Origin of the sequence: Rhizobium sp. NLR16a (assembly GCF_017948245.1) — a bacterium.
Classification (GTDB): Bacteria; Pseudomonadota; Alphaproteobacteria; order Rhizobiales; family Rhizobiaceae; genus Rhizobium.
Window position 1 is genome coordinate 139,295 of sequence record NZ_CP072865.1, and the last position, 12,785, is coordinate 152,079.

Annotated in this window: 11 protein-coding genes; 6 read left to right on the plus strand and 5 right to left on the minus strand. The window is 60.9% G+C overall.

Annotation, left to right across the window (positions count from 1 at the left end):
- Positions 1-54: 54 nt before the first annotated feature.
- The 6 genes from J7U39_RS00655 to J7U39_RS00680 all read left to right on the plus strand — a co-directional run bounded on the left by J7U39_RS00655 (position 55) and on the right by J7U39_RS00680 (position 6,960).
- A complete protein-coding gene (locus tag J7U39_RS00655) occupies positions 55-2,358 on the plus strand; it encodes an EAL domain-containing protein (protein ID WP_210629815.1) in 2,304 nt (767 codons plus the stop codon).
- 142 nt (positions 2,359-2,500) lie between these two features.
- A complete protein-coding gene (locus J7U39_RS00660) occupies positions 2,501-3,253 on the plus strand; it encodes a hypothetical protein (RefSeq protein WP_210629816.1) in 753 nt (250 codons plus the stop codon).
- Positions 3,254-3,477: 224 nt separating this feature from the next.
- The gene (locus tag J7U39_RS00665; protein ID WP_011426827.1) at positions 3,478-3,702 is read left to right on the plus strand and encodes an aa3-type cytochrome c oxidase subunit IV; all 225 of its coding nucleotides are present in this window, start codon (positions 3,478-3,480) and stop codon (positions 3,700-3,702) included.
- 309 nt (positions 3,703-4,011) lie between these two features.
- Positions 4,012-5,160 (plus strand): Re/Si-specific NAD(P)(+) transhydrogenase subunit alpha, encoded by a 1,149-nt coding sequence (locus J7U39_RS00670; RefSeq protein ID WP_210629817.1) that lies wholly within the window; start codon positions 4,012-4,014, stop codon positions 5,158-5,160.
- Positions 5,160-5,558, plus strand: a complete 399-nt coding sequence (locus J7U39_RS00675; protein WP_003582338.1) for a proton-translocating transhydrogenase family protein — start codon at positions 5,160-5,162, stop codon at positions 5,556-5,558. The genes J7U39_RS00670 and J7U39_RS00675 overlap by 1 nt, the downstream gene beginning before the upstream one ends.
- A gap of 7 nt (positions 5,559-5,565) precedes the next feature.
- A complete protein-coding gene (locus J7U39_RS00680; protein WP_210629818.1) occupies positions 5,566-6,960 on the plus strand; it encodes an NAD(P)(+) transhydrogenase (Re/Si-specific) subunit beta in 1,395 nt (464 codons plus the stop codon).
- A 31-nt stretch (positions 6,961-6,991) separates the two neighbouring features.
- Here J7U39_RS00680 and J7U39_RS00685 read toward each other — a convergent pair whose 3' ends face one another.
- The 5 genes from J7U39_RS00685 to J7U39_RS00705 all read right to left on the minus strand — a co-directional run bounded on the left by J7U39_RS00685 (position 6,992) and on the right by J7U39_RS00705 (position 12,538).
- Complete coding sequence (locus J7U39_RS00685; protein WP_210629819.1) at positions 6,992-7,474, minus strand: DUF992 domain-containing protein; 483 nt, start codon at positions 7,472-7,474, stop codon at positions 6,992-6,994.
- Between the two features lie 59 nt (positions 7,475-7,533).
- Positions 7,534-9,186, minus strand: coding sequence for a sensor histidine kinase (locus tag J7U39_RS00690; protein ID WP_210629820.1), 1,653 nt, complete (start codon positions 9,184-9,186; stop codon positions 7,534-7,536).
- Positions 9,187-9,617: 431 nt separating this feature from the next.
- Positions 9,618-10,484, minus strand: coding sequence for a tetratricopeptide repeat protein (locus J7U39_RS00695; RefSeq protein ID WP_210629821.1), 867 nt, complete (start codon positions 10,482-10,484; stop codon positions 9,618-9,620).
- 134 nt (positions 10,485-10,618) lie between these two features.
- Positions 10,619-10,831, minus strand: coding sequence for a 30S ribosomal protein S21 (rpsU, locus tag J7U39_RS00700; RefSeq protein WP_003585885.1), 213 nt, complete (start codon positions 10,829-10,831; stop codon positions 10,619-10,621).
- A gap of 156 nt (positions 10,832-10,987) precedes the next feature.
- The gene (locus J7U39_RS00705) at positions 10,988-12,538 is read right to left on the minus strand and encodes an adenylate/guanylate cyclase domain-containing protein (protein ID WP_247241746.1); all 1,551 of its coding nucleotides are present in this window, start codon (positions 12,536-12,538) and stop codon (positions 10,988-10,990) included.
- Positions 12,539-12,785 lie beyond the last annotated feature (247 nt).

The following is a 12,785-nucleotide window of genomic DNA, read 5'->3' on the forward strand; positions in this document are numbered from 1 at the left end:
AAATCAATTTTTAAAGGGTTGGGCTTAGAATCCCCGCGCACAGGGAAAGTGTGGATGAAGCCAGATAACCCGAACAGGGTCCCTATTGATGTGTATTTGTCGTTTGTGAGCTCCCTTTCCGGGAACCGCATGACGCTTCTTGTCGGCGTGATCGTCCATGTCGCCACGTGCCTTGCAGTGGCTGCCAAGACACAGTACTCCATCTACATCCTGCTGTCGGTCGCCTTCCTTCTGGTCTTCAGCGCTCGCATGGCCATCTTCCGGCAGTTCGATCGTATCGACAAGCAGAGCCTGTCGCGCGCCGGGATCGAACGTTGGGAGAGGATTCTTGTTGCCTCCGGATCCTGCACCACCGCACTCCTCGGCATCGCCAGCGGCTACGCTATCTTCGTCGTGCACGATTCCTTTGCGGAGCTTGCCTGCATTTCCGTCACCATGGCGACCATGGTTTCCGTTGTCGGGCGCAACTACGGCTCGCGTTTCGCGGTCGACCTCCAGACGGCCTTCTGCTGCCTGCCGATGATCGTCGGCAGCCTGCTGGCGCTGGACTTCTATCGCGGCGTGCTGTCGATCTTTCTCATCCCGTTCTGGCTGACGACGCGGGCGATGGCGAACGGCGTGCGCGAGTTTCTGTATGAGAATGTTATCGCGCGCCGGGAAATCACCATCATCGCCGACCGTTTCGACACGGCGCTCAACAACATGCCGCATGGCCTCGTGATGGTCGATGCCGAAAACCGCATCCAGGTCGTCAACCGCAAGGCCTGCGAACTGTTGAAAATCGGCGCGCCGGAGCGGTTGAAGGACCGCGATCTTGGCGCCGTGCTGCGCTATGGCGCACGCTACAGCTTCATGGACGCCTCACAGCCGGAGCTCATTCTGCGCCAGCTCACCCAGGTGGCCGAAGGCAACCTGTCGCGCACGCTCATTCATTTTCCCGAGAGCCTGTCGCTCGAATTCTCCGCCAGCCGCAGGGCTGACGGCGGCGCAGTGCTGATCTTCGAAGACGTATCCAGCCGTGTGAAAGCCGAGCAGAAGATCATGCACATGGTCCGCTTCGATGCGCTGACCGGCCTGCCGAACCGCGAGTATTTCGGCCAGCTGGTGCAGGAGTATCTCGCCAAACATCCGAGGAAATCGGGGCCCCTTGGCTTTATGGTGCTCGATATCGACGAGTTCAAACATGTCAACGACATGCGCGGTCACGTCACCGGCGACCATCTGCTTTGCGCCATCGCCGCCCGCATCAAACAGGTCTGTGGCAACGCCATCCTCGGCCGGCTGATGGGCGACCAGTTCATCCTGTTCTTCCCGCATGCGAAGGAGCCAGCCTCACTCGACCTCGAGATCCGTCGCGTGCACGCTGCGATCCAAGGCCATTTTGAGGTCGATGAACTGACCTTCCTCATTTCGCTCAGTGCTGGTTACGCCATTCTCGAAAGTTCCGCTTTTGCGATGGACGAATGGAGCGTCAAGGCGGATCTTGCGCTGTTCGAGAGCAAGTCGCGCTTCAGGGGCGGTATATCGGGCTTCGAACGCGAGATGGACGGGCGCTATATCGAGCAGCAGAAGCTGAAAGCAGACCTTCGCGAGGCGGTCACGGCGCAGGCGCTGCATCTCGTCTTTCAGCCAATGTTCCGGTCTGACGGCTCGCGCATCGAATGCGCCGAGGCGCTGGCGCGCTGGGTGCATCCGGAGAAGGGTTCAATTCCGCCTGATGTCTTCATCCGGCTCGCCGAGGATATGGGCATCATCTCCGACATCACCCGTTTCGTGCTGTTCAAGGCCTGCAGCGAATGCATGACCTGGCCGGAGCACATCGCCGTCTCGGTCAACCTCTCGGCACGGGATTTGCGCGATGCCGACATTCTGTCGGTGGTCGCCGACGCGCTTGCCAATTCCGGGCTCGACGCGGCGCGGCTGCATCTCGAAGTCACCGAAAGCTGCCTGATCGACGAGCCGCAGGCTGTGCGCGCCATCCTGGCGGAACTCAGAGCCCGCGGCATCACCATCGCGATCGACGATTTCGGCACCGGCTTCTCCAGCCTCAGCTATCTCGACACGCTGCCGCTCGATATCGTCAAGATCGACCGCTCTTTCGTGCGTAATATCGTCGAGGATACCCGTCGCCTCAAGCTCTTGCGCGGCACGGTCAACCTCGCTAGGGAACTCGGCCTCAAGATCGTCATCGAGGGGGTTGAGACCGAAGAGCAGCTCGCATTGCTCAACAAACACCGCAGCACCGATCTGGTGCAGGGCTATGTTTTCTCGCAGCCGGTGCCTTCCCAGAACATCCCGCTTCTGCAACAGGGCGTCGGCCGCCGCGTCGTCCAACGTCGCCGCAACAAGGTCGCCTGAGCACTCGGCAGCCGCCTATTTTTCCTTGTCACACTCCCCCGCCGTTAACCTTAATACCTTATAAATGGTCCGAATTATCGGATTTCCTTGCCTAAATCTCGCGGGCATATGATTAATGATCCGTTAACGAGTGGATCAAAATATGTCAGACACACTGTTCACGCGTAGTGATTTCAGTACGAAAATTTTGGAAATTCTCGATCACGTCGAATATCGCCGTGTCGAAAGCAGCGAAGACATGGAGGAGGTGGAGCGGCTGCGCTACAAGGCCTACAAGGCCCACGGCGCGCTGTCGCTTGCCCCGGAAGGCCTATTGGACGATGTCGATTTCGACAGCCATGCTTATATCTTCGGTCTCTACTATTATGGCGAACTGGTCAGTACGATCCGAATTCATTATGTGACGCCGGAGCATCGTATCAGCCGATCCGGAGAGGCCTTTCCCGAGGCGATGGATGAGCTTTTGGACGCGGGGCTGACCTTGATCGACCCGGCGCGTTTCGCAGCCGATCCGGAGCTCACCGCCAACATGCCATGGGTTCCCTATCTGACGCTGAGACCTGCCATCGTCGCGGCAGCGTATTTCCGGGCTGACCGCGTTATTCAGTCCGTCCGGCCCCCGCATGCCGCCTTCTACAAGCGGGTCTTCTATGCCGATACCATCGTGCCCGGCCGACTGGCGGAGAGTTACGGGGTTGATGTCACGCTGATGGCGACGAATGTGGTGGAGGTGGGGCGCAAGTTGTTGACGCGCTATCCTTTCTTCATCTCCAGCGCCAGCGAACAGCGCATGATGTTTTCGCGCACACCCCACGATACGCTGCCGCCGCTTACCATCATCCCGACGGCGCGCTTCGTGCCGCAAGGTGAATTCGGCACCGACCTGCCGCTGTAATTTCTCCTGCTCTGCGAATGAGGAGAAGTCATATAGCGGTAACAAAATCCGCAGCCGACGCCCTCACGTTTTTTCCTTGCGGAAGAAGGTGGTTTGGAACCGCGGCTGCGGCATTCTCATGCATTGCGCTTTCGCCTGTCATTGTGTAATTCCTGCAGGCAGGGACTTCCCTCGGCGTAAGAGGGAATCAGGCAGCGCAAAAGCATTTCAGGGAGACGATATTTATGGCCGAACATCATACCGGACCGGTCGAGACCGGCGCGCCGATGGATTACAAGGAACATGAGCAGACCTACAACATGTTCATTGCCGGCACGAAATACGGCACGATGCTTCTCGTCGTTCTCCTGCTGGCGATGACCGCCGGTTTCTTCGGCGGCGCCGGCCTTCTCGGTGGCCTCTTCGTCTTCATCGTTCTTCTCGCCGCCGGCATCTTCCTGTTCCGCTGATCGCGGCTGGCGCATCGGCCTGAAAATCGCAATTGACTTTCAGCAAACACGACGTGTCGACTGAGGGAGTTGGAGCGTCTTTGTGCGTCCGGAGGGGGACGCACGGCGCTCTAAGGGGAGGGGAGGCTTCTCCGAAGCTTTGTGAATTAGAGCGGTTCAGCTTTTCACCGAAGCGCAGAACCGCTCTAACATTTTGGATTTACGCAATTCCGGACGGAAAACCGATTCGCACTTTCCTGGAATTGCTCTAGGTGCTTGGCCTGCGCAGGCGAGCCTGCGGCGGTCTGGCTGACCCGGAGGAGGGGGCAGTTGGGCAATATTGTTTTCGTTGCAAAGGAAGTCACGGACGGAGAGACGCGAGTCGCGGCTTCCGCCGAGACCGTGAAGAAGATGAAAAGTTTCGGCTTCGATGTCGTCGTCGAAGCCGGCGCCGGTACGGCGTCGCGCATTCCGGACGCCGAGTTCGAGGCCGTCGGCGCGAGAATCGGCAGTTTTGCCGATGCCGCCTCGGCCGACGTGGTGCTGAAGGTGCGCCGCCCGAGCCCATCGGAAATCGCGGGTTATAAGAGCGGCGCCGTCGTCATCGCGATCATGGACCCCTACGGCAATGAGGAGGCGATTGCCGCACTCGCAAGTGCCGGGCTTTCGGCTTTCGCCATGGAGCTGATGCCGCGCATCACCCGCGCCCAGTCGATGGACGTGCTCTCCTCTCAGGCCAATCTCGCCGGCTACCAGGCCGTCATCGAGGCCGCGGCGGTCTATGATCGCGCCATGCCGATGATGATGACGGCGGCAGGCACGGTGCCGGCCGCCAAGGTCTTCGTCATGGGCGCCGGCGTTGCCGGCCTCCAGGCGATTGCGACGGCGCGCCGCCTCGGTGCTGCGGTCTCGGCCACCGACGTGCGCCCGGCGGCCAAGGAGCAGGTTGCCTCGCTCGGCGCCAAATTCATCGCTGTCGAGGACGAGGAGTTCAAGGCAGCGGAAACGGCCGGCGGTTATGCCAAGGAAATGTCGGCAGACTATCAGGCGAAGCAGGCGGCGCTCGTCGCCGAACATATCGCCAAGCAGGATATCGTCATCACCACGGCTCTCATTCCCGGCCGGCCGGCGCCGCGGCTCGTCTCGCGCGCCATGCTTTCCTCTATGAAGCCAGGTGCGGTCGCCGTCGACCTCGCGGTCGAGCGCGGCGGCAATATCGAGGGTGTCGTCGCCGGCGAGGTCGCCGACGTCGACGGCGTCAGCGTGATCGGCTTTGCGAATATGCCGGGCCGGGTCGCGGCCAGCGCCTCGGCGCTTTACGCCAAGAACCTCGTCACCTTCCTCGAGACGATGGTCAACAAGGAAATGAAGGCGGTCGTCGTCAACCTCGACGACGAGCTCGTCAAGGCAACGATGCTGACCTATGCCGGCGACGTGGTTCATCCCGCCTTCGGCGGCGCGAAGAAGGGAGACATATGATGGCCAGCGAAGCGATGGACAGAGCGCTGCAGCAGTTGAACGACGCCGTGACGGCCGTCGCCACTGCAGCCGCGCATGCCCCGGAAGCGGCAAGTGCGGCAACGGGCGGGGCAATTGATCCCTTCGTCTTTCAGCTGGCGATCTTCGTCTTGTCGATTTTCGTCGGCTATTACGTCGTCTGGTCGGTGACGCCGGCGCTGCATACGCCGCTGATGGCGGTGACTAACGCGATCTCCTCGGTCATCGTCGTCGGCGCGCTGCTGGCGGTCGGCATCTCCACAAGCGGGCTTGCGACCGGCTTCGGCTTCGTCGCCCTGGTGCTGGTTTCGGTCAACATCTTCGGCGGCTTCCTGGTCACGCAGCGCATGCTTTCGATGTACCGCAAGAAAGACAGGTGAGGGACCGATGACCAATATCGCAGCCTTCCTCTACCTCGTTTCCGGCGTCCTCTTCATTCTGGCGCTGCGCGGCCTGTCGCACCCCGCCACCAGCCGCAAGGGCAATCTCTACGGCATGATCGGCATGGGGATCGCCATCCTGACGACGCTGGTGTTGGCGATGCCCAATTTCGCCGGCTTCGTGCTGATCGTCCTCGGCCTTGCCATCGGCGGCAGCGTCGGCGCCTATGTCGCCCGCACCATCGCCATGACCTCGATGCCGCAGCTCGTTGCCGGTTTCCATTCGCTGGTCGGCCTTGCCGCCGTGCTGGTCGCCGCCTCCGCGCTTTATACGCCCGCCTCCTTCGGCATCGGCGATATCGGCCATATCCACACCGAGGCGCGCATCGAGATGGCGCTGGGCGTCGCGATTGGGGCGCTGACTTTCACCGGCTCGATCATCGCCTTCCTGAAGCTCGACGGGCGCATGTCCGGTAAGCCGATCCTGCTGCCCTACCGGCACCTGATCAATGCAACCCTGCTGGCGCTGATCGTGCTCTTCATCATCGGCCTTGCCGCGACCGAAAGCCACTTCGACTTCTGGGCGGTCGTGGCACTGTCGCTGGCGCTCGGTGTCCTGCTGATCGTGCCGATCGGCGGGGCCGACATGCCCGTCGTCGTCTCGATGCTCAATTCCTATTCAGGCTGGGCTGCGGCCGGCATCGGCTTCACGCTCGGCAATCTGGCGCTGATCATCACCGGCGCGCTCGTCGGTTCCTCAGGCGCCATCCTGTCCTACATCATGTGCAAAGGGATGAACCGCTCCTTCATTTCCGTCATTCTCGGCGGCTTCGGTGGCGAGACGGCGTCGAGTGGGGCCGATACGTCAGACAAGACCGTCAAGCTCGGCTCGGCTGAGGATGCAGCCTATCTGATGGCGAATGCCTCGAAGGTCATCATCGTGCCGGGATACGGCATGGCGGTCGCCCAGGCCCAGCATGCGCTGCGCGAACTTGCCGACAATCTGAAGAAGAACGGCGTCGAGGTGAAATATGCTATCCACCCGGTCGCCGGCCGCATGCCCGGCCATATGAACGTGCTGCTGGCCGAAGCCAATGTTCCCTATGACGAGGTCTTCGAGCTCGAGGATATCAATTCGGAATTTGCCCAGGCCGACGTCGCCTATGTCATCGGCGCCAATGACGTCACCAATCCGGCAGCGCGTGACGACAAGACCTCGCCGATCTACGGCATGCCGATCCTCGACGTCGATCGGGCCAAGACTTGCCTGTTCGTCAAGCGCTCGCTCGGTTCGGGTTATGCCGGCATCGACAACACCCTGTTCTACAAGGACGGCACGATGATGCTGCTCGGCGACGCCAAGAAAATGACCGAGGATATCAACAAGGCGATCGCGCATTGAGCTGATGAACCGCCCTTTTGGGGCGGCTTTCTCATATCTCGCCCGGCACCAGCGTCATCTTCTCTACGCCGATCGCCAGGTTCAGCCCTTCCTGGGCCTGGACATTCAGCGGCTGCAGCATGAAAGCTTTGTTGGTGCCGCCGGCGATCACTTTGGCGCCGGCGCCGGCGCCAATGCTCGCATCAGCGCCGACACCGTAATATTCGCCGGCAAGGGCGAATTGTGGCATGTCGGTGCCGGTCTTTGCCAGGACCTGCCAGATCATCACGCTCTTGCCCGTCTGGCCGATATCGAGGCCGAACTTCTCGATTTTACCGGCATAGACTGCCTTGGCGCCGCCGGCTGCCGGCGTGTAGGTGCAGATGAGGTTCTTCTGTGAGGTGACGATCAGACCCTGACCGCCATCCGATCCGCAGACCAGGCGGCCAAGCGTCACATAATTTTCCGCGCTCGCCGGGCTTGCCCAGGCGGCCGCCGTCAGAGCCACGGCGGCCGTCATCGTTTGCTTGAACATGGTCCGTCTCCTTGTGAACGACCTGTTCGAAACGGGTTGAGGTTGCGATTGTTCCTGAGTTATTCCCGCTCCAGCGTGGAGCGCTGAGCTGTCAGAACCCATAACAGGCCTTCTGGCCGGAAATCGATCTCTACCGTACCGCGGAAGGCCGAGGCGGCGTGCGCCTTGATGACGGTCGTGCCGAAACCCGAGCGCGACGGCTCTGTGACCGGCGGGCCGCCGCGCTCCTCCCAGGTGAAGCGGAGCAGGGCATCCGGCTTGTCTTCATCCCCCACATCGTGCCAGTCGAAGCGGACGCGGCCCTGCGGGGCGGAAAGCGCACCATATTTCACCGAATTGGTGGCGAGCTCATGCAGGGCAAGGCCAAGATTCTGCACTGCATCCGGCTTCAGCACGAAATCTTCACCGCTGACCTCGATCTGTTCGCGCGCATGCGGGAAGGCCTGGAGGTGGATGTCGATAACGCGCCTTAGCGACACGCCTCCCCATTGCTCGCTGGTCAGGAGCTCGATCGAACGCGCCAGCCCCTCCAGGCGGTCGGCGACAGCGGCTTGAAAGGTTTCGACGCTTTCGGCCTGTTTGGCAAGCTGGCGCATCATGGCCTGAGCAAGCGTGAGAAGGTTCTTGGTGCGGTGGACGAGTTCATGCATGACGAAGCGCAACCGGTCCTCGGTCTGGCTGCGATCGAATGAGGCGTTCGAAAGAGCGATCGCCACCTGGTTCGCCTCGATGACGCTCGTTTCAACGGGCGAGACGATGTGGCCTTCGCCCATGCGGTTCGCCATGTCGGCAATCTCGCGGATGGTGCTGCGGACTTGCCTGGCGACAGCATAGGCGGCCAGGATCGCGACGAGCACGAGTGCGACGCCGCCGATGATGAGGAAACGCCAGGTGCTGAGAATCGACGCCTGCGCCACCGGCCCCCAGATCACCGTCTTCCACGACCAGCCAGGAATCTGTGCGTAACCGAGGAGCATGTGCGGCAGGATCGCCTTGTCTTCGAAAACACCCCGGGAAAAGCTAAGCGCCGGCAGGATGCGCGGATCGAAGGGGGTGCCAGGCGTGAGGGCGGCGGGACCGGCGGCAACAACCACGTGGCCGCTTTGATCGATGACGGCGGCCGACCAACCGGGGGCAAGACCTTGGGTCGTCACCAGCCGGCCGAGATCCCTGGCGTCCTGGGTGATGATGAGGGCGGCGACAGGATCGCCCTGCCTTGGCAAAGTGACGTTGTAGACCCACTCGCCGCTGGTTCTGCCGTGAAAAACATCGGACGCCTCGATTTGGCCGGATTTCATTGCGGCATCGAGCGCGGCGATGTTTGCCGTCTTTTCGAGCGGCGTGCCGAAAGGCCGGCGCGTGTTCAGCAGTTGCTGGCCATTGCGGTCGACGGCAAGGACATAGAGCGCATTGTTCCGCAGAGCCGTTTCCGTGCGCTCGTGGAAGGAGGCGAGATCGCCGTTTTCAAGTTCAGGAGAGCTCGAAAGCAGCCGCAGCGTCGTCGCCATGTCCTGAAGCTGGCGATCGATGATGCGCGAAAGGGCAAGCGCGTCCTGCGCCGTCTCGCGCTTCAGCGTCGAGCGCTGGTTGTCCTCCAGCTGCAGCAGAAGCAGCGCCACGAAGGCGAAGATCGGCAGCGCGATCGCCACCGCCATGGCAACCAGATAGGTGCCGATCGAAGCTTTGGGAAAAAACAGTGCGACGATCTTCATTTATTGCGCGCCGCCGCCACAAGTCCCGGTATTGCCGCGTCCCTTGTGCGTCTTGAAGGACGCGCGGCGCTGCTGTGCGCGCTGTCCGCAACAATTTCGTCTGCGGTCAGGAAAGCAAAGATCCGCATCTCTCGCAAACCGCCCTCAACGTGTTTTCGCACACCCCGATAGCGGGCTATCGAAGCAGCCACATGTTAGGGGGAGCAAAAGCAGGTTGCAACATACTATGACATGCCATCGAAGCCGGCGGCGGTTTTTCCGTCCCTCTTTTCAAAGCGATGCGGCGCCTTCATGACGGCTTACTCTGGCCACCCGTTGCTGCACGCGCACCGGGGCCGGTCATCGATAAAGCGGTTCTGCCGGAGATTTATTTTCCTGCAACGCCAAGGTTCTGGGGGCATCCGATGTTCCGGCCGCCCCAATTCACATCCTTAGCCGGCTGGAGCGCCGACTCGGGCGAGACCATCGCGGGCCGGCTGGTATTTCGGGTCAAGTCCGACCGCATGGCGATAGGAGCGGGCAGCTTTTGCCTTGTCGCCGCGGCGTTCGTAGACAAGAGCCTGGTTGGCCCAGGATTCGGCGATGTTGCCGTTGAGATCGATCGCGTGATTGAAATCGGCAAACGCGTTGTCGTCGTCATTCAGCGCAATATAGGAGATGCCGCGGCCATTATAGGGCTCGGGCGAATTCGGCGCGAGCGAGATAGCCTTCGAGAAATCGTCGATTGCCTTATCCTGCTGATTGCGCTTCTGGTAGATCAGGCCACGATTGTGATAGGCGCGGCCATCGGTCGTGCCGAGCTGGATCGCCTTGCTGAAATCGTTGAAAGCTGCATCGTCCTGTCCGGCTATGCGATAGACATTGCCGCGGCCGATATAGGCGACGTCGTAGCTCGGATTGATCTGCAGGGCGGCATTGTAGTCGGCAATCGCCTGCTGCTGCTGGCCCATGTTGCGATAGACGAGCGCGCGGTTGGCATAGGCCTGGAAGAAGCGCGGGTTGATCTGCAATGCAGTGTTGAAATCATTTAGCGCCTGACGGAACTGGCCGCCGCGGCCATAGGCTGAACCGCGGACATTATACCCTTCGGGATCCCTCGGATTGGCGTTGATAACGGCCGTCAGCGACGCGATGTTTTCTTCCGAGCCCTGCGCCTTGTCGATGCGGATTACGGCATCCGTCGTGTTGGTCGTCTCGCAGCCGGCGAGGCCAACCATGGCCGCCAGCGTCAAGGCCGGCAGGAATGCGGTTTTCTGAAAGCGCCAAGCGCGGGACGGATTGAAGGTGGTATCAGCCATTCGGGCTCGCTTTCCCCATGCGGCATATCCGATATCTGGATACGCGATCTTCAGCGGCAAACTAAAAAGGCGGCGGCGAACCCATCGCCCCCGCCACAATGCATCTGAAAACGTCGAAAAAACGACGGCAACGCTTAGCGTGCGACCAGGCCTTCGCGCTGGGCGCGCTTGCGGGCCAGCTTGCGAACACGGCGAACAGCCTCGGCCTTTTCGCGAGCGCGCTTCTGCGACGGCTTCTCGTAGTAGTCGCGCATCTTCATTTCGCGGAAAATGCCTTCGCGCTGCATCTTCTTCTTGAGAGCGCGGAGAGCCTGATCGACATTGTTATCGCGGACAAGTACCTGCACGAGAATCACGTTCCTTTGGTTTGGTTGATGCCTGAGGCAGCGCAGCGCCAGGGGCAAAAATATAACGTTCGCGCGGCCGCAGCCTTGCGATTGGTGATGCGGGATAGCAGATCGAGTAGGGGAAGTCCAGATGGATATCGGCGGCAGGTGGAAAAATCACATCTGCCCGGCATCCTGTCTCAAGCGAGCCGCTTCCGGCGGGGCCTCGTCCAGGGCGGCGATTGCCTCCTTGAGCGCCGTCCTGACCCGGAGTCGATCGGCAGGCTCCAGCCGGCTCATATCCAGATGCAGGTCGAGACCCGAGAGATGTTCGCTGAGAACCCGGCTTTTGTGTTCGGCGCCGAGCGTCAGTCCATCGACGGCATAGGGCACGACCTCGCGCTGGATGCCCTTCATGGTGATCGGCGGCAAGGGATGGGCATCGACAATCTCGTTCACCAGCGCATAGGTTTCGTAGCTGATGACGATTTCTCCGCCCTGGGCGATCGACTGCAGCCTGGCTGCGAGATTGGCCTCCGCCCCGATGATCGTATAGTCCATGCGATCGTTGCTGCCAAAATTGCCGACGTTGCAATAACCGCTGTTGATGCCCATGCGCACGACGAAAGGCTCCTCGGTGCCGTTTCTGCGCCATCTGTCCTTGAGTTCGCCGAGGCGGCGCTGCATGTCGACGGCCATGCGCAGGCAGGCTTTCGCATCCTCCTCCGGACCCTTCGTTTCCGGGTCGCCGAAGAAGACCAGCATGGCATCGCCGATGAACTTGTCCACCGTGCCGCCATGGGCGAGGGCAATGTTCGACATTTCGGTGAGATATTCGTTGAGCATCTCCGTCAGCGCTTCGGGCTGCAGCCGCTCGGTGGTCGCGGTGAAATCCTTGATGTCGGAGAAGAAAATCGTCAGGCGCTTGCGCTCGGTATGGACGACGACGTCTTTCTGTCCGCTGAAGATGCTTTTGTAGATCTGCGGCGACAGATAGCGTGAAATCTTCAGCGAAACGCTCGCCAGGAATTCGTTCGCCGCTTCGAGATCCCGGTTGGCGCCATGGATCGCGCGGGCCTGCTGGCGCTGCAGCAGAATGAAGCTGAGGCCGATGACGGCGACAAAAAGAAAATAACAGAGCAGATATTTGAAGGCGAAAACGTTGCTTGCATAGGGTTGCTTGATCACCACTTCCTGAATGCCGCGCACATCGCCGACCTTCCAATCGGTCTTCGGGCTTTCCGGGTGGCTGTTGTGACAGGCAACGCAGGCCTGGCTCATGACGACGGGCGTAATGAGCCGTAGGGTATCGGTCAATCCGACGCGGGTGAGGTCGCTCAACGTCTGCTGCGGATTGGCGCGCAACGCGGCAAGCGCTCGTTTCTCGAAATCGTCGAGCTCGTGGGAAGCGCGGCTCTTGAACGGCAGATCGGAGACGAAGCGGTATGTGATGTTGGCCTGCTGCTCCTTTATGACGTCGCCGAGTTCCAGCGAAAGTGTTGCCGGCAGCGGGATGGCGCCTGGGATATTGGCGTAGTTGTGGGAAACGACCGTGCCTGCGGTCGCGCCGCTGGCGTGCGCGGCCAGAACGCGTCCGACGACATTGGCGGAATAGTAGGAGCGGATGCTCGATATTAGCGAGCTCATATCGCGCGCCTGGCGTCTGAGGGTGTTTCCGGAGAGATCGCTGATGTCGAGCCAGACGGCAAGCGGCAGTCCTGCAAGCATCGCCAGCACGACGACGATCAGCCAATAGCCGCTGCGGCGCACGGCGGTTTCGGAAATCACGGGAGCCCCTCACTCTTCGACATAAAAGCATTCGCGCTTCGGCCGTTACAAGAACATTTCGCCGCGCCCCCGGCAAGCTCGAAGCCGAGCCGTCCAAGCAAAAGCATGGCGGAACGACAGCGTCGTCGAATTTGCAGACACTGTTGCGCCGACCGGCGGGAAGCGGAAGGCTGGAAAGCGAAAAGAA